The organism is Celeribacter sp., assembly GCF_048270365.1.
Taxonomy (GTDB): domain Bacteria; phylum Pseudomonadota; class Alphaproteobacteria; order Rhodobacterales; family Rhodobacteraceae; genus Celeribacter.
In genome coordinates, this window is record NZ_JBLWTA010000009.1 from 91,967 (window position 1) to 115,425 (window position 23,459).

The 23,459-nt window shown below is 60.3% G+C and carries 25 protein-coding genes; 12 read left to right on the forward strand and 13 right to left on the reverse strand.

Going from position 1 to position 23,459, the window contains the following annotated elements:
• Positions 1-148: 148 nt before the first annotated feature.
• A complete protein-coding gene (locus ACN0X0_RS13610) occupies positions 149-451 on the reverse strand; it encodes an I78 family peptidase inhibitor (protein WP_417263421.1) in 303 nt (100 codons plus the stop codon).
• On the reverse strand, positions 448-1,071 hold the full coding sequence (locus ACN0X0_RS13615) for a TetR/AcrR family transcriptional regulator (protein WP_417263422.1): 624 nt from the start codon (positions 1,069-1,071) through the stop codon (positions 448-450). The genes ACN0X0_RS13610 and ACN0X0_RS13615 overlap by 4 nt, the downstream gene beginning before the upstream one ends.
• Before the next feature lie 264 nt (positions 1,072-1,335).
• On the opposite strand from ACN0X0_RS13615, the gene mbfA reads away from it, so the two are divergent.
• From mbfA to ACN0X0_RS13630, 3 genes are read left to right on the forward strand one after another with little or no spacing between them, the layout of a single operon-like run.
• A complete protein-coding gene (gene mbfA / locus ACN0X0_RS13620; RefSeq protein WP_417279593.1) occupies positions 1,336-2,313 on the forward strand; it encodes an iron exporter MbfA in 978 nt (325 codons plus the stop codon).
• A 33-nt stretch (positions 2,314-2,346) separates the two neighbouring features.
• A complete protein-coding gene (locus tag ACN0X0_RS13625) occupies positions 2,347-2,805 on the forward strand; it encodes a YaiI/YqxD family protein (protein ID WP_417279594.1) in 459 nt (152 codons plus the stop codon).
• Positions 2,802-3,422: an HAD family hydrolase gene (locus ACN0X0_RS13630; protein WP_417279595.1), complete on the forward strand. Its 621-nt coding sequence runs from the start codon at positions 2,802-2,804 to the stop codon at positions 3,420-3,422. Before ACN0X0_RS13625 ends, ACN0X0_RS13630 begins: the two co-directional genes overlap by 4 nt.
• On the opposite strand, the gene ACN0X0_RS13635 is transcribed toward ACN0X0_RS13630, so the two are convergent.
• Entirely contained in the window at positions 3,414-4,667 is a 1,254-nt protein-coding gene (locus ACN0X0_RS13635) for an MFS transporter (protein ID WP_417279596.1), read from the reverse strand. The genes ACN0X0_RS13630 and ACN0X0_RS13635 overlap by 9 nt on opposite strands.
• A 111-nt stretch (positions 4,668-4,778) precedes the next feature.
• On the opposite strand from ACN0X0_RS13635, the gene zapE reads away from it, so the two are divergent.
• Complete coding sequence (gene zapE / locus ACN0X0_RS13640; RefSeq protein ID WP_417279597.1) at positions 4,779-5,864, forward strand: cell division protein ZapE; 1,086 nt, start codon at positions 4,779-4,781, stop codon at positions 5,862-5,864.
• 3 nt (positions 5,865-5,867) lie between these two features.
• Here the strand turns inward: zapE and ACN0X0_RS13645 are convergent, their stop codons facing one another.
• From ACN0X0_RS13645 to ACN0X0_RS13660, 4 genes are all read right to left on the reverse strand, one after another.
• A complete protein-coding gene (locus tag ACN0X0_RS13645; protein ID WP_417279598.1) occupies positions 5,868-6,896 on the reverse strand; it encodes an LLM class flavin-dependent oxidoreductase in 1,029 nt (342 codons plus the stop codon).
• 105 nt (positions 6,897-7,001) lie between these two features.
• On the reverse strand, positions 7,002-8,276 hold the full coding sequence (locus ACN0X0_RS13650; RefSeq protein ID WP_417279599.1) for a bifunctional folylpolyglutamate synthase/dihydrofolate synthase: 1,275 nt from the start codon (positions 8,274-8,276) through the stop codon (positions 7,002-7,004).
• Entirely contained in the window at positions 8,273-9,229 is a 957-nt protein-coding gene (gene accD, locus ACN0X0_RS13655) for an acetyl-CoA carboxylase, carboxyltransferase subunit beta (RefSeq protein WP_417263430.1), read from the reverse strand. The genes ACN0X0_RS13650 and accD overlap by 4 nt, the downstream gene beginning before the upstream one ends.
• 85 nt (positions 9,230-9,314) lie before the next feature.
• The gene (locus tag ACN0X0_RS13660) at positions 9,315-10,232 is read right to left on the reverse strand and encodes a CPBP family intramembrane glutamic endopeptidase (RefSeq protein WP_417279600.1); all 918 of its coding nucleotides are present in this window, start codon (positions 10,230-10,232) and stop codon (positions 9,315-9,317) included.
• Positions 10,233-10,429: 197 nt separating this feature from the next.
• Between ACN0X0_RS13660 and ACN0X0_RS13665 the strand changes: the two genes are divergently transcribed.
• The 5 genes from ACN0X0_RS13665 (at position 10,430) to ACN0X0_RS13685 (ending at position 15,607) form a co-directional block, all read left to right on the forward strand.
• A complete protein-coding gene (locus ACN0X0_RS13665) occupies positions 10,430-11,059 on the forward strand; it encodes a hypothetical protein (protein ID WP_417279601.1) in 630 nt (209 codons plus the stop codon).
• Positions 11,060-11,196: 137 nt separating this feature from the next.
• On the forward strand, positions 11,197-11,970 hold the full coding sequence (locus ACN0X0_RS13670; RefSeq protein ID WP_417279602.1) for a DUF6478 family protein: 774 nt from the start codon (positions 11,197-11,199) through the stop codon (positions 11,968-11,970).
• 12 nt (positions 11,971-11,982) lie between these two features.
• Positions 11,983-12,369, forward strand: a complete 387-nt coding sequence (locus tag ACN0X0_RS13675; protein ID WP_417263434.1) for a hypothetical protein — start codon at positions 11,983-11,985, stop codon at positions 12,367-12,369.
• Positions 12,370-12,481: 112 nt separating this feature from the next.
• Entirely contained in the window at positions 12,482-14,500 is a 2,019-nt protein-coding gene (locus ACN0X0_RS13680) for an FAD-dependent oxidoreductase (protein WP_417279603.1), read from the forward strand.
• Between the two features lie 201 nt (positions 14,501-14,701).
• On the forward strand, positions 14,702-15,607 hold the full coding sequence (locus ACN0X0_RS13685; protein WP_417279604.1) for a LysR family transcriptional regulator: 906 nt from the start codon (positions 14,702-14,704) through the stop codon (positions 15,605-15,607).
• 28 nt (positions 15,608-15,635) lie between these two features.
• Here the strand turns inward: ACN0X0_RS13685 and ACN0X0_RS13690 are convergent, their stop codons facing one another.
• Genes ACN0X0_RS13690 through ACN0X0_RS13700 form a run of 3 tightly spaced genes read right to left on the reverse strand, consistent with a single transcriptional unit; the run spans position 15,636 to position 18,023 of the window.
• Positions 15,636-16,577, reverse strand: coding sequence for an OmpA family protein (locus ACN0X0_RS13690; RefSeq protein ID WP_417279605.1), 942 nt, complete (start codon positions 16,575-16,577; stop codon positions 15,636-15,638).
• The gene (locus tag ACN0X0_RS13695; RefSeq protein WP_417279606.1) at positions 16,574-17,296 is read right to left on the reverse strand and encodes a GNAT family N-acetyltransferase; all 723 of its coding nucleotides are present in this window, start codon (positions 17,294-17,296) and stop codon (positions 16,574-16,576) included. Before ACN0X0_RS13695 ends, ACN0X0_RS13690 begins: the two co-directional genes overlap by 4 nt.
• Entirely contained in the window at positions 17,283-18,023 is a 741-nt protein-coding gene (locus tag ACN0X0_RS13700; RefSeq protein WP_417279607.1) for a competence/damage-inducible protein A, read from the reverse strand. Before ACN0X0_RS13700 ends, ACN0X0_RS13695 begins: the two co-directional genes overlap by 14 nt.
• Positions 18,024-18,071: 48 nt before the next feature.
• Between ACN0X0_RS13700 and sfsA the strand changes: the two genes are divergently transcribed.
• The 3 genes from sfsA to ACN0X0_RS13715 all read left to right on the forward strand — a co-directional run bounded on the left by sfsA (position 18,072) and on the right by ACN0X0_RS13715 (position 20,944).
• Positions 18,072-18,764: a DNA/RNA nuclease SfsA gene (gene sfsA, locus ACN0X0_RS13705; RefSeq protein WP_417279608.1), complete on the forward strand. Its 693-nt coding sequence runs from the start codon at positions 18,072-18,074 to the stop codon at positions 18,762-18,764.
• Positions 18,765-18,830: 66 nt separating this feature from the next.
• Positions 18,831-19,673, forward strand: a complete 843-nt coding sequence (gene map, locus ACN0X0_RS13710; RefSeq protein ID WP_417279609.1) for a type I methionyl aminopeptidase — start codon at positions 18,831-18,833, stop codon at positions 19,671-19,673.
• A gap of 185 nt (positions 19,674-19,858) precedes the next feature.
• Complete coding sequence (locus ACN0X0_RS13715; protein ID WP_417279610.1) at positions 19,859-20,944, forward strand: TRAP transporter substrate-binding protein; 1,086 nt, start codon at positions 19,859-19,861, stop codon at positions 20,942-20,944.
• Positions 20,945-21,016: 72 nt separating this feature from the next.
• On the opposite strand, the gene ACN0X0_RS13720 is transcribed toward ACN0X0_RS13715, so the two are convergent.
• From ACN0X0_RS13720 to ACN0X0_RS13730, 3 genes are read right to left on the reverse strand one after another with little or no spacing between them, the layout of a single operon-like run.
• A complete protein-coding gene (locus ACN0X0_RS13720) occupies positions 21,017-21,664 on the reverse strand; it encodes an HAD family hydrolase (RefSeq protein ID WP_417279611.1) in 648 nt (215 codons plus the stop codon).
• Positions 21,661-22,221 carry a 16S rRNA (guanine(966)-N(2))-methyltransferase RsmD gene (gene rsmD, locus ACN0X0_RS13725; protein WP_417279612.1) on the reverse strand — a complete coding sequence of 187 codons (561 nt, stop codon included), beginning with the start codon at positions 22,219-22,221 and terminating at the stop codon, positions 21,661-21,663. Before rsmD ends, ACN0X0_RS13720 begins: the two co-directional genes overlap by 4 nt.
• Positions 22,221-23,426: an NAD(P)/FAD-dependent oxidoreductase gene (locus ACN0X0_RS13730; protein ID WP_417279613.1), complete on the reverse strand. Its 1,206-nt coding sequence runs from the start codon at positions 23,424-23,426 to the stop codon at positions 22,221-22,223. The genes rsmD and ACN0X0_RS13730 overlap by 1 nt, the downstream gene beginning before the upstream one ends.
• Positions 23,427-23,459 lie beyond the last annotated feature (33 nt).

Genomic DNA, 23,459 nt, shown 5'->3' on the forward strand with positions numbered 1-23,459 from the left:
CAGAGCGAGAACGCTTTGCCCCGGTGTCGCGGTTTAACAGCCCCCACCCAGTTCGCGGCGCCGGGGATCTCGCTCTGAACCAACTTGTAAGGCCGAGACAGAATCACTGTCTCGGCTTTTCCTTTATCTGAAATGTGTCGGCCTGATCTTAGCCGCACCACGCGCGGACAATGCGACCGTCGGGGCCGATTTCAATGTTGGTCCTGTCGGGGCGATAATCCTGTGTCATGGCCATGCCGGGACGGAGCACCCGAACGGGGTCAGGGATGTCGATTGTCTCGAGAGCCGCAGGCAATTCCCCGATCAGCGGCGTTACCAAATCCATGGCGCAGCTCAGGTCGCTGGGTTTAGGCAGGGCGGGGTCACGTTCGCCGGCGACAGGTGCCTCTTCTTTGCAGGCCGTCAGGGCACAAAGGGAGAGAGCGAGAAGTCGCAGAGGTGTCTTGATCATGATCGGGTTCCATATCGGGCCAGAAATAGGGTAACAGCGCTGTCGATGATCCTGTCCCGTTCCGCCTCGTCCACGTCGATGCGACCTTGGAACAGGTGAGCAGGAAACAGGTGCACCTTGCAAAGTTCGGCGAATTGTTCGGCGGCCAGCTCGGGATCGTCAATGGTCAGAACGCCTTGAGCGCACCAACTGGCAAGATATTGCGACAATCTCTCTTTCAACAGACCCGGCCCGCTGTCGTAGAATTTCTGGCCGATCTCGGGAAAACGCGCGCTTTCGGCGACGGCGATGCGAAACACGGCGATGCCGAAATCCGACAAAACGAAATCTAGTATTTTGCGCCCGGCGGCTGGCAGAACGATTTCTGGCGGATCGGTGACGTCCAGCCGCTCTTCGTGTGCGTCGGCCTGTCTGCGGGTTTCCAAGGCGGCGATTTCCAGGAACAACACGCGTTTGTCGGGGAAATAGCTATAGAGCGTCGCCTTCGACACGCCCGCCTCGCGCGCGATGTCATCGACCGAGGCCCCCTCATAGCCATCGCGGAGAAACACGGTGCGGGCCCCTTCAATGACCTGATCGAATTTGCGTCCTTTTTTGAGTATAAGGCTGCTGTGTGCCATGATTTGCTCTCTCTATGGCGCAATCTTAGTGCGTTCGTCCCGATCATAGCCAGTGAAAAGGCCATAAAAAAGGCAGACCTACATTTATAGGCCCGCCCAGTGCTCGACAGGGATGTCGATATCGACCGCGAGGGCCTGTTGAAAATAACTAAACAGATTGGTTTAGTTGTGCAAGTGCAGAATTTTGTATTCCCTCGACACAATATAAGTTGCAGACTATGAAGGTGGCGATTAATTTAGAACCATTCTAAATCTGAGGTGTCCATGTTCTCTACCATCGCCAATCGCAAACGTTTCTCGGATCTGTCCGAACAGGAAATCATCGCGCTTGCGATTTCGTCGGAAGAAGACGACGCACGTATCTATCGCCAATATGCCGAACATCTGCGCGCGGACTTCCCGGACAGCGCCAAGATTTTCGACGGGATGGCCGAAGAAGAGGACGGGCACCGCGAGGCGTTGATTTCCCTGCACAAACGCCGGTTCGGCGACGTGATCCCGCTTATCCGCCGCGAACATGTGGCGGGGTACTACACGCGGAACCCTGTCTGGCTGATCGGCAACCTCGGCCTTGAGCGTATCCGCGAAGAAGCCCACGCAATGGAACAGAGCGCCGAGGCCTTTTACCGCAAAGCAGCCGAACGCACACAGGACGCCGACACGCGCGCGCTCTTGGGGCGTTTGGCGGCGGCGGAGGCCGGACACGATCGGCGGGCAGGCGAACTGGAGGACGAACACCTCACAGATGAGACCCGCAGCGAAGAGGAAAAGACTGCGCATCGTCAATTCGTTCTGACCTGGGTGCAACCGGGTCTCGCGGGGCTGATGGATGGCTCTGTGTCCACCCTCGCGCCGATCTTTGCGACGGCTTTTGCGACGCAGGACACGCACACGACCTTCCTCGTGGGCTTGGCCGCCTCCGTGGGCGCCGGGATTTCCATGGGTTTCACAGAGGCCGCCTCGGACGATGGCGAACTGTCCGGCCGTGGCTCGCCGATGAAGCGCGGCATTGCCTCTGGCGTGATGACGACGCTGGGGGGCTTGGGTCACGCGCTGCCCTATCTGATCCCGCATTTCTGGACCGCGACCTTCATCGCCATGGCGGTGGTGTTCATCGAGCTTTGGTCGATTGCCTGGATTCAAAAGAAATACATGAACACGCCCTTTATGCGCGCGGCATTTCAGGTTGTGTTCGGCGGCGCACTGGTGTTCGCTGCGGGGGTGCTCATTGGCGGAGGCTGATTGAGTATTTCACTCACGAAAAAGACGAGACCCGTGACCAAAATTTATGTCGATGCCGATGCCTGCCCCGTGAAAGCCGAGGTGGAGAAAGTCGCCACGCGGCATCAAATCCAGTGTCTGTTTGTCTGTAACGGCGGGCTGCGGCCCTCGCAAAATCCCTATGTCGAAATGGTCTTTGTACCCGATGGGCCGGACATTGCCGACATGTGGATCGCGGAGCGCGCGGGGCGCGGTGATGTTGTTGTGACGGGCGATATTCCTTTGGCTGCCAAAACGGTCGAGGCGGGCGCGCGCACGCTCAAACACGATGGCGAGGCTTTTACGCCGTCCAACATCGGCAATGCTCTGGCGACGCGGGATTTGATGTATGATCTGCGTGCGGCGGACCCGTTTCACCAAGGCGGCGGCAAACCGTTTTCAAAGGCGGATCGCTCGCGATTTCTCGATGCTTTGGAACGCGCCGTGCAGGGCGCCAAAAGGGATGCAACATGACCATAGAGGCGGTGATTTTCGACATCGGCAACGTGTTGATCGAATGGCAGCCGGAGCGGCATTACGATGCGGTGATCGGTGATGCGCGGCGCAAGGCGATGTTCGAGGCGGTCGATCTTCATGCGATGAACGATCTGGTCGATCAGGGCCATGACTTCCGCAAAACGATCGAGGCTGCCGCCGCACAATATCCTGAGTTCAAAGACGAAATCCTGATGTGGTATTTCGATTGGATCAAAATGGCGACGCCCGCGATCCCCGGCTCAGTCAAGATTTTGCGGGCCTTGCGCGCCAAAGGTGTGCTGGTGTTTGCGCTGACGAATTTCGGGATCGAGAGCTTTGAATATGCCGAAACCCAGTACCCGTTTCTGACGGACTTCGATCGGCGTTATGTCTCTGGCCGGATGGGCTGTGTCAAACCACATTCGATCATCTACGAGATGGTTGAGGCCGATTGTAAAATCGCGCCGGAGCGCCTGTTGTTCACCGATGACCGGCAGGACAACATCGACATGGCCGCCTCGCGCGGATGGCAGACGCATCTGTTCGAGGGGCCTGACGGCTGGGCCGCACGGCTGATCTCTGAGGGGCTTTTGGCGGCAGAAGACTTAGCCTAGCGCCCGTTCTGCACGTTGCCCCAAGGGGATTTCCTTGACCGGCAAATGCACGATGGCGGAAAATGCCCCGATGCCAACGCCGACCCACCAGACCATGGTGTAATCGCCGTAGAGATCATAAAGCCGCCCGCCGAGCCACACGCCCAAGAACGCGCCCAATTGGTGAGAGAAGAAGACAATCCCATAGAGCGTGCCCATGTAACGCAGCCCGTAGATATGCGCGACGAGGCCTGAGGTCAGTGGCACAGTGGCCAGCCACAAGGCGCCCATGACGACGGAGAAAATCAGCACCGATGTGGGCGTGATCGGAAAGGCGATAAAGGCTGCGGCGGCCAAAGTGCGGCCGAGGTAAATTCCAGCGAGCAGGTATTTCTTGGAAAACCGATTGCCGAGGAAGCCCGCCAACAAGGTGCCGCCGATGTTGGCGAGACCGATGAGAGAGATCGAGATCGCCCCGAGAGCGGAAGTCGTCGACACGCCCAGAGAGGCCAAAGTGCCCGAAGGGTCAATCGCGCCGCACATCTCGGTCACAAGCGCCGGAAAATGCGCGGTGATGAAAGCGAGCTGATAGCCGCAGGAGAAGAAGCCCAGGAAAATCAACGTGTATGTCGGGTCACGAAAGGCCTTGCCGAGAATGGCGCCAAGGCTTTCTTCCAACTCGGCTTTGCTGGCGACATCCGGGCTGCGCATCATCGGCAGGACGGCGAGAGAGGCCAGAACGGAGGCGGCGAACAGCAGGAACACATTCTGCCAGGACATGAAGCTCAACAGCCACTCGGCCAAAGGCGCGCCAAAGACTTGACCGGCGGACCCGGCGGCTGTGGCGATGGCCAAGGACATCGAGCGGTTTTCATCTGATGACGCCCGCCCCACAACGGCCAAAATCACGCCAAAGCCCGTGCCCGCGATGCCAAAACCTACGAGGGTTTCATAAAATTGATGCGCCTGCGGGGAGACCGCCATGGACGACAACACAAGCCCCGCCGCATAGGTCACAGCGCCCAGAATGATCGCCTTGCGATCCCCGATGCGCTCTGCCAAGGCGCCGAAAATCGGCTGGCCGATGCCCCAAAACAGGTTCTGGATCGCAATCGCCAGAGAGAACTCGGCGCGGGGCCAGTTGAACTCTGTTGCAATCGGGATCTGAAACACGCCGAAAGACGCGCGGATCGCAAAGCTGATGACGATGACGACACAGCCGGCGATGAGGACGGGCGTGATGAGGGGCGTGCGTGTTTGGGACATCTTGGTCTCCTTTGCCACAGGTTTCGGCAAAATTGCGCTTGGCGTCAATCGAATGATCGAGATGGTGCGCATCATCTTTCCTTATGCGTTGGGGCGCAGTAGGAACGGGGCATGACAACGCTGATGGACATTTACGCGGCCCGTGTGGCCGAAGGCACGCTGCGCGCCGATCCGGCGCAAGAGACGGTCTTGCCGCTGTTGGAGCGGGTGCGCTCCGATCTTGCCAACCTGCCGACGAAAAAGGGGCTTTTGTCCTTGATCGGTGGCCGCAAAAAGCCCGAAGCCGTGCGCGGGCTTTATCTTTGGGGCGGCGTCGGACGTGGCAAATCCATGCTGATGGACCTGTTTTATGAACACTCTCCCGTGCCCGCGCGCCGGGTGCATTTCCATGCCTTCATGCAAGAGGTGCAAGCCGGGATCGAGGCGGCGCGCAAGGCCGGAACCTCGGATGCCATCGCACCCGTGGTCGATAAGATTTCGCATGAGATCAAACTCTTGTGCTTTGATGAAATGCAGATCACGGACATCGCCGATGCGATGATTGTGGGCCGCTTGTTCGAGGGGCTGTTTGCCAAGGGCGTGACCGTCGTGACCACCTCGAACCGCGTGCCGGACGATCTCTATAAGGACGGGCTGAACCGACAGCTTTTCCTGCCCTTCATCGAGATTTTGAAACAAAAGCTCGAGGTGCATCACCTGCATTCGCCGGTGGATTATCGACAGGGGCGCCTGACCGGGACGCCGGTGTATTTCCATCCGGTGACGGGCGATGTGCGCGCGACGATCAACGACATCTGGAACGACCTGACCGGCGGCGCGACAGAGAGCCTGACGCTGAAGGTCAAGGGCCGTGATGTGGTCCTGCCGAAGTTTCACAACGGCATCGCACGGGCGACGTTTTGGGACCTTTGCGGCCAGATGTTCGGGCCGGGGGACTATTTGGTGATCGCCGATGCGGTGAAGCTTTTGATCCTTGAGGACATCCCGCGTCTGACGCGGGGCAATTTCAACGAGGCGAAGCGGTTTGTCACGCTGATCGACGCACTTTACGAGGCCAAAGTGCGCACGGTCTGCACCGCCGTCGATGAGCCGGAGCGGCTTTATATCGAAGGCGCAGGGGCGTTCGAGTTTGAGCGCACGGCGTCGCGGTTGCGGGAAATGCAGGATAAAGATTGGGGTGAGGTGAGTAAGTCCTAAGATTTACTTCCCTGCCAAAATCTCCCGCACGCGCGGCGCGACCTCTTCGCCATAGAGGCGGATCGTGTCCATGATCGCGTCATGGCTCACGGGACCGGCGGAATATTTCAAATCGAACCGATCCAGACCCAAAACTGACACCGTGGCGGCGATTTTTTGGGCGACCGTCTCGGGCGAACCGACAAAGAGCGCGCCGTGGTCCACCTCGTGCTCAAAGGCCTCGCGCGTCAGCGGCGGCCAGCCGCGGCTCGCGCCGATGCGTTGATGCATGATCCGATAGCCGTCGAAATAGCGGTCACGGGCTTCTGCGTCCGTCTTGGCGATATGGCCCGGCGCATGACAGCCCAGCGGTAACATCGGCGCCCCCATCTGTTTGCGCACATCGCGGTAGAGATCGGAAAAGGGTTTGAACCGCGCGGGGCTTCCGCCGATGATCGCAAGCGCCATGGAGACATCGTTGGCTGCCGCACGCACCACCGATTGCGGCGTGCCGCCGACGCCGAGCCAGACGGGGATCGGGCGTTCGGGGCGGGGATAGACCGTCTGCTGTTTCAACGCGGTGCGATGACGCCCGGACCAGCTGACGTTGTCTTGGGTGGTCAACAGTTTGAACAGCTCGAATTTCTCTTCGAACAGCATTTCGTAATCCGAGAGATCAAAGCCGAAGAGCGGGAAGCTTTCGGTAAATGATCCACGCCCAAGGGTTACCTCCGCACGACCATTGGAGATCGCTTGCAGGGTCGAAAACCGCTGAAACACGCGGATCGGATCGTCGGAGGACAGGACCGTGACGGCGGAGGTCAGTTTCACGTTAGAGGTCTGCGCGGCGATGGCGGAAAGCACCGGTTCGATGGCGGAGACGGCGAAATCCGGGCGGTGATGTTCGCCAAGACCGAACACATCAAGGCCGACCTGATCGGTCAACACGCCTTCCGCGATGACATTGCGGATGACCTGACCCTGCGGCAAATCATTGCCGTTTTCGTCCCATGTGACGTCGCCAAACGTGTCTACGCCGAATTCCAAAGCCATGTTCTGTCTCCTTGCAGTTGGAGACAGAGATACGGTGCGCGCGCCCAAACGCAAACACGCGCGGGCGCACAGTGGCTGTTCGAGGGTCTGTTTGAAAAGCCGCTCTTAGCCGTTGGTTTGGAGCACATGCCCGGCGAGGTAGAGCGATCCGCAAATCAGGATGCGGGCCTCCGGGTGATCCGCAGAGATGCCTTGGATCGCGGACAAGACACTGTCGGCCTCAAGGGTGTCAAAGCCTTCGGCGCGGGCGAACTCGGCGGTCTCATGCGCCGACAGCGTGGCTTGAGAATCCGGGATCGAGACGGCGATCAGCTGTTCCGTGTGGCCCTTGAGCGCGCGCAGATAGCCACCGACGTCTTTCGTGCTGAGCATGCCGCAGATCATATAGGTCGGGCGCTTGGGCAGGCGCTCCAGCGCCTCCGCCAAGGCGATCCCAGCCGCCGGGTTGTGCCCACCATCGAGCCAAAGTTCGGCCTTGGGGGCCGCGTCAATCAGAGGCCCGGTTTTGAGCCGCTGCATCCGTGCGGGCCAATAGGCGTCGGTGAGAGCGGCCTCAAGCGCGTCGTCACCATAGCCCATGTGACGCAGCGCAGCGATGGCGGCGCCTGCGTTGAGGATTTGGTGATGGCCCAAAAGACGCGGCAAGGGCAGATCGCGCAATCCGGTTTCGTCTTGGAAAATCAGACGCCCGCGCTCTTCCCAAACGTGCCATTCTTGGCCATACCGCAGCAAAGGCGCGCCGAGACGGGCGGCGGTGGCTTCGATCACGTCGAGGGCCTCGTCCGGTTGCGGGCCGACGACGCAGGGCACGCCGCGCTTGATGATCCCGGCTTTCTCGCCCGCGATTGCGGTGAGCGTTTCTCCGAGGAATTGCGTGTGGTCGATAGAAATCGGCGTGATGATCGACAGCTCAGGCGCTTCGATCACATTGGTGGCGTCGAGACGTCCGCCGAGGCCCACTTCCAAGAGGGTGTAATCGGCGGGCACGCGCGACATGGCGAGGATGCCGGCCACGGTTGTGATCTCAAAGTAGGTGATCGGCTCGCCACCGTTGGCGCGCTCGCATTCTTCGAGCACGTCCATGAGATCGGGCTCGGAAATCAGCGCACCCGCCAGACGGATACGTTCATGAAATCGCGCCAGATGCGGCGAGGTATAGGCATGGACACTCTTGCCCGCCGCCTCAAGACCCGCGCGGATCATCGCCTGGGTGGAGCCTTTGCCATTGGTGCCCGCGACATGGATCACCGGCGGCAATTTGCGTTCCGGATGATCCAGAGCGCCCAGAAGGCGCCAGACACGATCAAGGACAAGATCAATGATCTTGGGATGCAGGGACATCAGCCGGTCGAGGATGACGTCGGAATTTTGGGCCGTCACTTTTGCGCGTCCTTGTTTCCGCTCTTGGCGGAGGGCGTTTCGGGTTTGGCCGGTTCCGCGGTCTCTTCCGCTTTCGGCGCAGGCAATTCGCCCGCGACTGCCGGGGGCAGGTTGCCCAACATCCGCAGAATGGTGACCAGCTCGTCCTTCATCTTCATGCGATGAGTGACGCGGTCGAGCATGCCGTGATCCAAAAGGTACTCTGCGCGCTGGAAGCCTTCGGGCAATTTCTCGCGGATCGTCTGTTCGATCACGCGCGGACCCGCGAAACAGATCAGCGCATTGGGTTCGGCAATCTGCACATCGCCCAGCATCGCATAAGACGCCGTCACCCCGCCCGTGGTCGGGTGGGTGAGCACGACGATATAGGGCAGGCCCGCCTCTTTGAGCATTTCAATCGCCACGGTGGTGCGCGGCATTTGCATCAGAGACAGAATCCCCTCTTGCATCCGCGCGCCCCCGGCGGCGGAGAACATGATGAAGGGGCGTTTCAGCTCAATCGCGCGCTCGACACCGGCGATGAAGGCATTGCCGACATACATGCCCATGGAGCCCGCCATGAAGGAGAAATCCTGAGCGGCGGCGACGACCGGCGTGCGACCGATCTCACCCTCGGCGACCAGCATGGCCTCTTTCTCGCCCGTGGATTTCTGGGCCGCTTTCATGCGGTCGGGGTATTTCTTTTGGTCGCGGAATTTCAGCGGGTCTTCAATCGGTTCGGGAACCTTGACCTCGGAGAAAATGCCGCCGTCGAACATCGCCTTGAACCGCGCGCGCGGCGTGATGTGCATGTGATGGTCGCAGTTGGTGCAGACGTTCTGGTTCTCCGCCAATTCGCGGTGGAACAGCATGGTGCCGCACTCAGGGCATTTCGTCCAAAGATTGTCCGGCGTGTCATGTTTCGAGAAGAGCGAATTGATCTTCGGGCGGACGTAGTTCGAGATCCAGTTCATGCGCGGGCCTTTGGACTTTACGTGACGGGGCGTTACTTGGGCGTTACTTGTGGCCCCAGATAAGCCTCTTGCCGACGAATTGCAATCAACGCCTGATCGCGAGGCGGGCGATAAGCCAGCTGGTGAGGAGAAGCAGCGCCTGGAACACCATGACCTTTGGATCGGCCAGAAGCACGGAAGGGTCCTCGGTCTGAACGAAGAGCGCGAAGCCCGACATCATATCCTGTTGCGCCGACAAGAGGATCGGGCCGACGTTATTGACCAGATGAAGTGCGATGGCGGGACCGATGGTGCCTGAGCGCATCGTCAGATCGCCTGCCAAAAGCCCGAATGCCATGGCCCAGATCACCGGGAAAAGCGCTGCCACGCCCTCGGCCTGACCATTCAGATGCAAGAGCCCGAACAGTACGGCGGAGGCCGCGAGGCCCAGCGGGTAGGACCCGGTCGCCCCCGCGATTTGGCTTTGCAAATAGCCGCGAAACAAAAGCTCTTCGGCGGCGACCTGCACCATCAGCCCCAAAAGCGCGAAAGGTAGCCAAAACAGCCAGATTCGGGGCTCAAGATTGGCAACGACCTCCGTGTCGCCATCCCAGGGCAGGAAAAAGATCAAAACGGTAAAGCCGGTGATCCATTTTAGCGTGGTGAAGAACTGCGCCCGCATCAGCGCGCCGGGGCCGGTGAGGTCGCGCAGGCTCCGGGCATGCAGCCATTTCGCGATCAGGATCGTTCCAAAGGCCAGCGGCAGGAAGCCGGTAAAGACAGTGAACATCCCGCCGGGCGTGGCGCCAACCGCAAGCCCACGGTCGCCGAACTGAAATGGCGCGAGATTGGGGGCGAGCACGCCGATCAGAGCAAAGACCAAAGGCATCAAAATGACGCCCGCCAGAATACCGCAGAGGATTGCCACACCCGCGCGCCAAAGCTCGGGGCGCCGCATCGCGGAGGCGATGATCGGCGCATAGGGGTGATGTGGGGCCAGAGGAGGGGAGGTGCGGTCGGACATGCGGCTCTCGAAAACGGTTTCTTGAGCGATACCACGGGCATGAGGGCAGGGGAAGCGATCCGCCAAGCGCGGGAATTCGCCGATTGACACATCTCTGTGACGTCGGGTGGCTTGGAAGCCGGTGACAGCCCCTGTATGCCGTGCCGGAATTGTCTCCCGTGGTGGGGGCGGGTGTTGCGTGAAAAGGGACAGGTCCGATGAAAAAGATGGTTTGGGTGATCTTGGCGCCGGTTTTCGCCATGGTCCTGACGGCCTGTACCTTGGAGACGCCCGGCACCGGCCCGCGTCCTCCAAGTGCGGTGACCCTGCCGGTTTCCGGCCTGTCTGTCGCGGGGCCTTCTGGTTTTTGCGTCGATACGGGATCGGTGCGCGATGGCCAGAATGGTGGCTTCGTCCTGTTGGGCAGCTGCACCGGCCTGAGCGGTGGCAACAATCCCGGTCTCAAGGGCAAAACTGCGGTTCTGACCCTCTCGATCTCTGCGCCTTTGTCGCAAGGCGAAAGTTTCGATGCGCGGAGTGTCGAGGCCTTCTTTGCCACTGAGACCGGGCGCAAGGCTCTCTCGCGCAGTGGAACTGCGCGCACGGTGACCTTGATCGAAAGCGACGTCGAAGGCGGGCGGCTTTGGCTTCATGCCCGCGACAGCGCGCCCAATATGCTGGCCGGTCAGGGCGATGAATATTGGCGGGCGCTCTTTGTCCTCAAGGGTCGTTTGGTCACCGTGACGGCGACGCCCTTTGACGAGGCGCCGATGTCGGAGGCGGGTCTGCGCAAGCTCTTGGAACGCTTCGTCTCCGATCTCGAACGCCGCAATCCCGGAATGCTTTGAAGGGCGGCTCTAAAATACTGTTGCTCAAATGGAACCAAACTCTGGATTCTTCTCGCGTTTGTTGAGTAGAAACCTTTGTCGGACATAGTAAGAGTCAGACAGGCTAAGTGTCTCAAGAGTTTAGCAAAGGTTTTGGAATGCGGCGGCGCCTCAGAAATCTGATTGAAAAACGGTTCAACTCCATCGCGATCCGGCGCTGGGCGCGTCGGGCGACAATGGCGGAGCAGCTCAGCCTGCCCGCGCTGCGTCGTCTGCGTGGACAGGCGCGGTCGCTGCGGTGGGAGATTGATCGGTTTCTCTTTGTGGCCGACGGAAGTCTCGCTTTGCCTTTGATCGGTTCGAACGCGATGCAATTGCCGCTCTACACCGACTGGTCGTACCGCCCCGAGTTGTGGCGCGGCCCGATCATGCCGCAGGGCGCCTCTGCCGTGCCGAACAAGGCGCTGATCGGCTCCGAGGCGACGCTTTATCACGATTGTCAAATCTCCGAACTGACTTATCGCCAGGTTCGCAATACGTCTGAGGAAGACTTGGCCCCCTTTGGTCTGCGTCTTGAGGTTTTCCGTTTTGACGGCTCTTTCCTGTCACTCTCCATCGAGGTGCCGGATGAGGTCTGTGACGGGCTCTCGCGTCGCCATTTGGTGCGGCTGGACTATGCGGTGGATATGGAGAAGGGGCTTGAGATTTTCGCCCGGCTGAATGTCAAACACGGCCCCAATCTGGAACAGGTGGTGCGTGAATTGCCGCTTCACACCGAAGAAGGCCATGTGGATTTCGATCTCGCCTACACCAAGCTCAACGAGAAGCGGGTGGAAAAGCTTTGGATCGATCTGATTTTCGAAGGCCCGGAGATGAATCAGGTGTTCATCCGGGATTTGACCCTGTCGCGCCGTCCGCGCGCTGAACTGTGAGGGAACTGAGCGATGGATGAGGTGACACTGGTCAAAACGCGGCTTCAGGCGGGGATTTGGGAGGGCGAATTGCATGTGCCCGACGCTGTGACCACCCTACCGGAAATCGAAGTGACCTATCTCGATCAGCCGGTGCCGGGACATACGCTGGCCGAAGACCCTGAGCGCGACGGCGTCTGGTTCTTTCGCTTTGCTGTGCCTTCTGAGCTGATCAACGACGGGGTGCAGACCTTTGTGATGACGGATCGCGAGACGGGCCGGGTGCTCAATGCGCTGTCGATGATCGCGGGGGAGGGGCTTTCCGAGGACATTCGCGCGGAAATGGACCTGTTGCGGCAGGAATTGGACCTGTTGAAACGGGCATTCCGTCGGCATTGCCTTGAGACCGGCACGAATTAAGAAAGCCGCAGCGTTGATCTGACGTCGCGTTTCGGATGACATCCTGCCTGCGCCTGCGCATTTTGGGGACCAAGGTTGGCGTCCAAATATGACGCTCAGGGAGGCACGCGACATGACCCACTATCCGCATCTTATGGCCCCGCTCGATCTGGGCTTTACCACTTTGCGCAACCGAACCTTGATGGGCTCGATGCACACAGGGCTCGAAGAGCGCGGGGATTGGGACGCCGTCGCGGCCTTTTACGCCGCACGGGCCAAGGGCGGCGCAGGCCTTATCGTCACAGGCGGCATGGCGCCCAATGTCGAGGGCGGGGTCTATCCCGGCGCTGCAGGTCTGTTCACCGATCAGGACATCGCGAACCATCGCAAAGTCACCGACCGCGTCCATGCCGAGGGTGGCAAGATCGCGATGCAAATTCTCAATGCGGGCCGCTATGCCTATGGCCCCAACTGCATCGCCCCCTCCGCGATCAAATCGCCGATCTCGCCCTTCAAACCGACCGAGTTGGACGCGGCGGGCATCGAAAAACAAATCGCCGATTACGCCACCGCCGCCGCCCGCGCCAAAGAGGCGGGGTATGACGGGGTCGAGATCATGGGCTCCGAAGGCTATCTGATCAACCAGTTCCTCGTTACTCACACCAACCGGCGCGATGATAGCTGGGGCGGCTCCTATGAAAACCGCATGCGCTTTGCCATTGAGGTGGTGAAACGTTGCCGTTCGGCTGTCGGGTCGGACTTCATCCTCATCTACCGCATTTCGATGATCGACCTGATCCCCAATGGCTCGACCTGGGACGAGGTCGTTCAACTGGCGAAAGAGGTCGAAAAGGCTGGGGCCACGATCCTCAACACTGGCATCGGCTGGCATGAGGCGCGCGTGCCGACGATTGCGACCTCCGTGCCGCGCGCGGCCTTCACCGACGTGACCAAACGCATGATGGGGGAGGTGTCGATTCCCGTCATCACCTCGAACCGCATCAACCATCCGCAGGTCGCCGAGGAGGTGCTCTCTGAAGGCTGCGCCGATATGGTCTCCATGGCGCGGCCCTTCCTTGCTGATCCTGACTTTGTGGCCAAGGCCAGCGCCGGAAAGCCGCAAGAGATCGCACCCTGTATCGCCTGTAACCAAGCCTGTCTCGATCACACGTTTTCCGGCAAGCTCACCTCTTGCCTGGTGAACCCGCGCGCCTGTCATGAGACGGAACTCAATTACACGCCGACCGAGACGCCGAAATCCATCGCCGTTGTCGGCGCCGGTCCCGCCGGTCTCATGGCCGCGCTCGTCGCCGATCAGCGAGGGCACAAGGTGACGCTCTTCGACAAAAGCGAGGAGCTTGGCGGACAGCTCAACATGGCGAAACAAGTGCCGGGCAAAGAGGAATTCTTCGGCCTCGTCGATTGGTTCAAAACCAGCATCGCCAGTTCCGACATCACCGTGCGTCTCGACACCGAGGTCACGCCGGACATGCTGGATGGCTTCGATGAGGTCATTCTCGCCACCGGTGTCACCCCGCGCGACCCGGAAATCCCCGGGCAAGAGGATCACGGCAATGTCGTCACCTACATCGACGTGCTGCGCGGCATGCGCACGGCTGGGCCACGTGCCGTGGTCATCGGCGCCGGCGGCATCGGGTTCGATGTGGCGGAGTATCTGACCACGGCGATCAGCCCGACGCTCAATCTGACCGAATGGAAAGAGGAGTGGGGCATCACCGATCCGGTGCAGGATCGCGGTGGCCTGTCGCCAAAAGGTCCGCAACCGGAACCGCCCGCGCGTCAGGTGACGCTCCTGCAACGTAAATCTGAAAAACCGGGCAAACGCCTCGGCAAAACCACCGGCTGGATTCACCGCGCCACGCTTCAGATGAAAGCGGTCAAGATGATGGGTGGCGTCAGCTATGACCGGATCACGCCCGAGGGCCTCTGGATCACCAAGGACAATGAGTTGCAATTGATCGAGGCGGACACCATCGTGCTCTGCACCGGGCAATTGTCCGAGCGCAGCCTCGCGGACGCTTTGGAAACAGCGGGCAAATCCTGTCACGTGATCGGTGGCGCCGATGTGGCGGCGGAGCTGGATGCCAAACGCGCCATCGACCAAGGCGCGCGTCTCGCCGCAAGCCTCTAACCCGTTTCCTTTGTTGCATAAAATACTCCCGCCGGAGGCAAAGCCCGGCGGGGCACGTTGTATCTTTCCCGATTGTTTCCGCGTTTCCTTAGGCAAGACGATCCCGGAAAGACCACGCTATTGTCCCCCGCCTTCCCCATTCTTGCCCGATTTGAGCGGGATAACTCTCCCATGAGGGGCCAAGAACGTAGGTAAGATGAAATGGACCGACTGACTGAAATGGAAGCCTTTGCCACGGTCGTGGATCAGGGCGGTTTCACGGATGCAGCCAAGAAGATGGGGATTTCCAAATCCGCCGTTTCCAAGCATGTTTCTGCGCTTGAGGCCCGGTTAGGCGCCCGTCTTCTCAATCGGACCACCCGCCGCGTGTCCCCGACCGAGATCGGTCTGGCCTATTACGACCGCGCTCGCCGTGTTTTGAATGACGCAGGCGAGGCGGATGCCCTCGTCACCTCGATGCAATCCGCGCCCTCGGGCCTGTTGCGCATCTCTGTCGCGACCGATTTTGGAGTGAACCACCTGTCGCCGGTGCTGGGCGAATTCCTGTCGGAATTCCCGGACATCACGGTGAACATGGTTTTGAACAACCGCTATGTAGAGTTGATTTCCGAAGGCTTCGATATGGCCGTGCGCATCGGTGAGTTGGAAGACAGCACCCTGCGCGCCCGCAAGCTGACGGAAACCACCAAACGTATGGTCGGTGCGCCGTCGTATTTCCAAAAATACGGCCGTCCGCAGAAGATCGACGATCTGAACGAGCACAAGCTTTTGCACTATTCGAACCAATCGAATGGCGCCGTCTGGAAACTCACCGCGCCGTCGGGTGAAAAACGTCAGGTGCGCACAGCCGGTTGGCTCACGGTCAATGACGGGCAATCCTTGCTGAACGCCTGTATTTCCGGCCTCGGCATCGCTTACCTGCCGTCGTTTTTATACGCCGACGCGATGGATCAGGGCCTCATTGAGGAGGCAATCCCTGAACTTCCGACTGAGACCCAAGGTATCTACGCCGTCTACCCGCCGGGGCGCTTTACCCAGCCAAAAGTACGCGCCTTCATTGACTTCCTGGTCCATTCCTTTGCGGAAAAAGGACCAGACAAGTGGTAAAGCACTAACGAATTCTCGTGGAAGAGACTTACTGGGTCGAGGCGATCACCGCTTCGACCCTTCTATTTTGCTCGCGCCCCTCGGGCGTAGCGTTCGAGACGCGCGGGGCGAGATAACCGATGCCATCGGCGCTGATCTGGCCGGAGGGCACACCGTAGGTGGTGATCAGCCGTTGCCGCACCGCCTGTGCGCGTTGGCGTGACAGGCCGGTGTTGCTTTCCAGCGAGCCCGTGTTGTCCGTGTGACCGACCAAAATGATGCGAACCTCGGGATGGGAGGTCAGATACCCGGCGAGAGTCTGCAGCGAAGTGAACGGCCCCTCGCCAAGGGTCGCGGAACCGGTGTCAAAGGTCAGATCGTCCAACACGACGCGCCCGCGCGCCTCAAGTCGGGTCACCAGATCGCCTGTGGCAGAGGGGCGAAGCGATTGGGTCAAATCCGTCTGGCTGGGCGTCGTCAACTCAACGGGCGGGGCGTCGGAAGGCGTCACCGTGCTGATCTGAACAAACCCCGCACCCGGCGCATGGCTGGTCAAAAGCGCCACGACTCGACCGTCGGCATGTTCGGCGACCAGATATTGATAATCGCTCAGGTCCACATGCATCGCTGGTTCTGGCAGGACGTCGAGTTGATAGCGAAAATCAAAGCCGCCACAGACCGTATCGGCACAGGCGAAAAGGATTTGAAACTCTTCGGCCTCCAACTGGCTGCGTAGCGGTGCGATCAGTTGGTGGCTGGTGAGCGAGGTCCCCGTGACACGATAAGCGACCCGTTCGACATCGCCCTCGGCCATGATCCGGGGCGTGTCCTCACCCTGATAGGCGCCGGTCGGAAAGGGCTCGGCGGAGGCCAGCTCGCTTTGCCGCGCGGTCTCGGAGGCCGCCCCCGGCAGGTCAAGCGCAGAGGCGCCAGACGACATCCCAAGACAGGCAGAAGTCAGGAAAAAAGCGAGGCGTGGGGTCAGTTTCATGGGTGTCCGGTCAAAATTTTTGTTCTGTAGTGGTACTGGCCCACCTCCTCCATTCCAAGTGCAGAATAGAGCGCAAGAGCCGCCGTGTTCGCCCGCGTGACCTGAAGCGCAAGGCTGTCGGCCCCATTCGCCCGCGCCCAATCGGCGGCGATGGACATCACCCTTCGCGCAAGGCCTTTGCGTCGCGCGGGCAGGGCAATCTCCAGCGCGTGGATCACGGCGATACGGTCGTGAATGGCAACAAATCCGGTGCCCGCAGGCGTGTCGCCCAGACGCCCGAGCAGTGTGCATTTCGGCTCAGGCGTGCGCAGCATGACCGCGATCCGTGCGGGGCCAATGCCGCCTTCGGTCCAAATTTCCCGCTGAATCGCGGTGGGCGGCCAAGATACATAGCCGTCTTTCGCTTGCGCCGGGGTGAACCGGTCCAAGGGGGCCATGAGGCAGGCTACCGGATCGAACATTTGGTAGCCACGCGCAGCGAGCACTGCATCGAAATCCTCTTCGTCGCCGCGAATTTGGAACAGGGCGTCGCGTCCGTCCTTGGCAAAACGGGCTTCGATCTCGTCCAGAGCGGGGTCGGTCAGCGCGCCATCGAGCGTCGCCGCCGACACACGGCTGCCTCCGCCCGCCCCATCGCGATAGGTGAAGGGGCCGAGGCTTTCGCGCGCCAAAGGTGGCCAAGTCGCCTCAAAGGCCTGAAACAGCTCAGGCCTGTTCATTGGCGGGAAAAATCGTGGCCAGCTCCAGAATCGCGGCATCAACCATCGCGCCGTCCTGCCCGCGGATCACGATATTGGTGCCAAAGGCCCCATCGCGGTTGAAAGGGTAGGAGCCCATCGAAAGCGCCGGGTATTTCGCGGCCAGCATGCCCAGCGGCTCGGCCACCGCACTTTCGGGGCGATCAATGCGATAGGTCTGTGACAACAAAGGCTTGCCGCCGGTGAGCGTTGGCAAAAGCCCGGCGACCATGGCGACGAACACGCTGGGCACACCGGCCATGACATGGACGTTCTCAACCGAGAACCCCGGCGCAATGGAGACCGGATTTTCGATCAATGTGGCGCCCTCAGGAATGCGGGCCATGCGCATCCGAGCCTCGTTGAACTCAACGCCTCGGGCTTCGTAATGCGCATTTAAAAGCGCGCGGGCATCGTCGCGCACATCAATGGTGCGGCCAAAAGCGGCGGCGATGCAATCGGCGGTGATGTCGTCATGGGTCGGCCCGATGCCGCCGGAGGTGAAAACATGGGTGTATTTCGAAGACAGGGTCTGAACCGCCTCGACAATGGCGTCGCGGTCGTCGGAGACCACGCGCGCCTCTTTGAGATCAATGCCCACACGGGTCAATTCACCGGCGAGGTGATACATATTCGCATCGCGGGTGCGGCCCGAGAGAATCTCGTCCCCGATGATGAGAATGGCGGCGGTGGGATTGTGATCGGTCATGTCTCGCCCTCCTTGAGCGGCTGTCCTCTAGGGTATAGGCCTCTCACCATGCGCTTTCAAACTGATCTGATCCCCGCCACGCTTTTGCGCCGCTATAAACGCTTTCTTGCGGACATTCGTCTGAGCGACGGGCGCGAGGTGACGGCGCATTGTCCGAACCCCGGTTCCATGATGGGGCTGTCCGATCCGGGTACGCGCGTCTGGGTCGAACCCAATGACGATCCGAAGAAAAAGCTCAAATTTGGCCTGCGGATTGTCGAGCTGGAGGGCGTGCGAGTGGTGGTGGACACCGGCGTTGCGAACCGTGTGGTGAAAGAAGCGCTTGAGGCGGGTCAGGTGCCGGGTCTTTCGGGCGAGGTGCGGGCCGAAGTGAAATATGGGGAAAATTCGCGGGCGGATTTTCTGATCACTGAGAATGACAGGAACATCTGGGTCGAGGTCAAATCCGTGACGCTTTCGCGCGAAACCGGACTGGCCGAATTCCCGGACGCCAAAACCGCGCGCGGCGCCAAACACCTCGCCGTTCTGGCCGATCAAGTGGCGAAAGGCGACCGCGCCGTGATGCTCTATCTCGTCTCCCGCGATGATTGCGACCGCTTTCACCCCGCCGCCGACATCGACCCGACCTATGCGGCAGCCGAGGCGGCAGCGCGGGCGGCGGGTGTCGAGATCATGGTCTTCCCGGTCGAGATCACCCCGCAGCAGGTCGTTTTTGTGCCCCGGGCTTTGCATCAGATGTAATCCTCCGGCACTGGTCCTTTCTGCGCAAAGCCCTTATATCGGGTCGAAAGACAACGGAGTGGACCCTTGGACGAGACGCATCGCGGCCGCATCACCAAAGACGGAATTCGGATTTACGAGGACGCCGATTTTGCCGGCATGCATGCCGCCGGTCAGATCGCGGCGCAGATCCTCGATGAGGTCGGGCCTCTCGTTGTGCCGGGGGCGACCACGGAAGAGATCGATGCTTTCATCGAACGCCGTGTGACCGAACTGGGCACCACCTCTGCGACCATTGGTTACAAAGGCTACAAACACGCGTCCTGCATTTCGACCAACCATGTGGTCTGTCACGGCATCCCCGGCGCGAAAATTCCGGGGCATAAGGATGACACGCTTTTGGATGGCGACATCATCAACATCGACGTGACGGTGATCAAGGACGGTTGGTTCGGCGACACCAGCCGGATGTATTTCGTCGGTCAGCCGAAGAAATTCGCCGAACGTCTCGTGCAAGTGACCCATGATTGCCTGATGTATGGCATCGAACAGGTGAAGCCCGGCAACACTTTCGACGACATTGCCCGCGTCATTCAGGAACACGCGCATAAGAACCGTATGTCCGTTGTGCGCGATTTCTGTGGGCATGGTCTGGGCCGGGTGTTCCATGCGCCGCCCAATGTGCTGCACTACGTGCCGCATCGCCGTCCGGGCGACGCCGCGCCTGTGCTCGAAGAGGGCATGTTTTTCACCATCGAGCCGATGATCAACCTTGGCCGTCCCGAGACGAAAGTGCTGGGCGACGACTGGACCGCGATCACCAAGGACAAGAAACTCTCCGCCCAATTCGAACATTCGATCGGGGTGACGGCGACCGGATGCGAGATATTTACCCTCTCTCCGGGGAACATCTATTTCCCGACATATTGAGAAAAATGCCAAAGCGGAGACTGAAAAGTTCTCCGCTTTTTCTTTTGGGAACAAAGGCCTGACTGAATGGTCAGAGAAAAGATGGTGGCGTCCTGTTGCCTATGATGACGCGCTAAAATAGCAAGTCTTCACATCGTCCCTGCGGCCCGACCGGCGCGCACTCACAGTCTGAAGGAGGCTCGTCGATGAACCAACTGTTGAAATCCGTGGCGTGCGCCGCGTTGATCTCCGCAACCGGCCCCCTGTCCGCAGCCGCGCAGGAGGTCACCCTCCGGTTCCAGCATTTCGTCTCTCCGAAAGCTGGCTCCGCCACCTATTTCATGGAGCCGTGGGCCCGCAAGGTCGAGAAAGACAGCGGTGGTCGCATCAAGGTCGAGATCTATCCGCTGATGCAACTCGGCGGCAAAGCCCCGGATCAATACGACCTGATCCGTGACGGCGCCATCGACGGCGGCTGGATTATTCCGGGCTATCAACCGGGGCGTTTCCCGGAAACCGAAGCCATCGAGCTGCCGTTTGTCTCGCTGAAATCGGCGGAACTGTCGTCGATGGCGGCGTGGGAATTCACCCAAGAACACCTTCTGGACGATTTCGCCGACATCCACATTCTGGCCGCACACACTCATGGTGAAGGTCTCGTCCACAAGAAAGGCGCGCCGATCCGCAAGGTCGAGGATTTCGAAGGTCTGAAACTGCGCGCGCCGACCCGCACCTCGACGCTTTTGCTCGAAAAAATGGGCGCGACGCCCGTTGGCTTGCCGGTCCCGGCCTTCCCCGAAGCCCTGTCAAAAGGCGTGCTCGACGGGGGCATCATCACCTTCGCCATGTCGCCGTCCTTGAAGCTCGACGAGCTGACCGATGCGGAAACCGATGTGGCGGGGGATCGGTCGTTCTACAACCTCTATTTCCTTTGGGCGATGAACAAGGCGAAATACGACAGCCTGCCCGACGACCTGAAAGAGGTGATCGACCGGAACTCCGGCCTGATGGCCTCGCGCTGGTCCGGCATCGCCTATGACATGGGCGACGACGACGGTGTGAAAGTCATCGAAGCGAGCGACAATGCGGTCAACGTGTTGAGCGAAGAAGAGACCGCGAAGATCACGGCCTTGGGTGACGAGGTCGTGGCCGACTGGATCGCCGAGATGGACGAGAAAGGTTTCGATGGTGAAAAGCTGGTGGCCGATGTGAAAGCGGCCATGGAGCATGCGCAGGACGAGGCCCCTTGGGTCGATGCGCGGGGCGCGGCTTATACAATCACCACGGAATGATTTATGTGATCATTTGAGAAAAGGCCGCCTTTGGGCGGCCTTTTTGTTTGAGTATTTGACTGCAATGAAGGTTTAAAGCCCGAGGCGGGCGGGCAGGTCATGCATGTCGGAAAGATGCTCGGCACCCTCTTTGATCAGCCGCGCGCCGTCGCCATGTGGGTCAAAACCAAAGCAGCGTATTCCGGCCCGACGTGCGGCGATACAGCCGGAGGGGCTGTCGTCAATCACCACGCAGTCTTCGGGGGAGACGCCAAGCTGTTCGGCGGCAATCAGGAAAAGCCCCGGTTCGGGTTTCGCGGTGCCATAAGTATGCGCGGAATGGATGCGGCCTTTGAGCCTGTCAAAGACCGCAGGGTGCGCGCCCAGCGTCACGTCCATCTTCTCCATCGGTCCGTTGGAGCCGACTGCGTAGGGAATGCCCGCCGCGTCCAGCGCATCAAAGGCGGCCTCAATGCCGGGTATCAGCGGCACGCCCGCGCGCAGCATCTCGAACACGCGAGGGTAGGCCTCGACCTGCCAATCGTCGGGCAGTTTGGCCCCTGCGGCCCGCGCCCGCTCGCCCACACGTGCCATGGTGCCGCCAACGTATTGGGTCTCCAACTCATGCAGCGTGATGTCGAGGCCAAAGCGCGCGAAGTCCTTTTGCAGGAACTCCAAAAGCGGTGGCTCGCTATCGACGATCACCCCGTCACAATCGAAAATTACGGCTTTCGGTATCATTTCGGCTCCAGAAAATTGATTTTGGTGTCACCATATTTGCGCGTGTCCAACAGCGTTAGCGCATCAGGCGGCGTGATCTCTGCGCTGTCTTCCCAGACCACGAGCGCACGTTGTGTCAGCCAGTTCCCGGCAATCGCGGCGGCAATGGCGACTTCGCCCAAGCCTTTGGCATAGGGTGGATCGAGGAAAATCAGGTCATAGGGTTCGGACGGATTCGCAGGCAGACGCGTGGCGTCCATCCGCATCAGATCGCAGCGGGTTTCCGCGCGGCATTTCGTGATGTTCTCGGTGATCAGGCTCTGCGCTTTGCGCCCGTCATCGACAAAGGTGACGCATTCCGCGCCGCGCGACAGGGCCTCTAGCCCCAGCGCGCCTGTGCCCGCAAAGAGATCCAGCACCCGCGCGTCTTCGACGGCATCGCCATATTTGCCAGCGGTCAAAACGGAAAACAGGCTCTCGCGCACGCGGTCGGTGGTCGGGCGCAAATGTGCCCCCGCGTCGCCTTTTCCGACAGAGGCCAGCGCAAGACCGCGAAATTCTCCGGCAATGATCCGCATCAGCCGCGCATCAGCTGTTTGAGGTCGGTTGCCGGATCGGCGACCTTGTCGGGATCGGCGGACTTGCCGCTCTCAATGAGGCGTTTGGCGACCATATAGCCACGCGGATCGTTCATCGCGTCGATGGCAATGAGCTTGCCGTCTTTGTAATACCAATGCGACTGCGTGCCCTCGCCTTTGCGGATCACGGTCCGGTCGTGGCCATTGAAGAGCCCCGCGATTTGCAGTTTGACGTCATATTGATCCGACCAGAACCACGGCTTCGGCACATAGGTGACATCCTGCCCGAGCATGTTTTTCGCCACGACCACGCCTTGATCAATCGCGTTGCCGACGGATTCGAGCCGCATCTGCGCGCCGTCATGCGGGAAGGAGGCGCAATCGCCCGCCGCGAAAATATCGGGATTGGATGTGGCGCCATAGAGATCGGTCTTGATGCCGTTCTCGAGCGTGAGCCCCGCCAGTTCGGCCAATTCCATGCCGGGGGTGATGCCGACGCCGACAATGACGAAATCCACGTCGAGTGTGCTGCCGTCCGTCAGTTCGGCGGTTTGCACGCGATCCTCGCCGGTCAGCTTCACAAGCCCCACGCCCTCGCGCAGATCGACGCCATGGGCCTGATGCAACGCGCGGAAATAGTCGGAGGTCTCGACCGAGGCGACGCGTTGCAAAATCCGGTCGGCCATTTCGACGAGCGTCACCTTGAGACCCTTCTTGGCCGCGACCGCTGCGGCCTCAAGACCGATGTACCCTCCGCCGACGATCAGCACAGAGGCGCCTTCGCGGAATTCGGGCTGGGTCGCATCGGCATCCGCCAGCGTGCGCATGGTGTAGACCCCGCCGAGATCGCCACCGATGGAGGCGGGCAACAGGCGCGGGGCGGAGCCGGTGGTCAGAGCGAGCTTATCGTAAGAGAGAACCTCGTCGCCGATGGACACCGTCTTCGCCACCGGATCAATGCCGGTCACTTTGGTGCCCGTGCGCAGGGTGATGTTCTCATCCGCATAATAGCTCTCGGGCCGGAGGAACAAACGATCCAACTCCATCTCCCCCAGAAGATAGGCCTTCGACAGCGGCGGACGCTGATAGGGCGGCACGGGTTCTTCGCCGATCAGGGTGATCTCGCCCTCAAACCCCTGCCCGCGCAGGGTGGTGACGATGCTCTGCCCGGCTTGCCCGGCCCCGATGACGATGAAGTGGCTCATGCTCTTTCCTCTGGTCGCGAAACGTGCTGACCC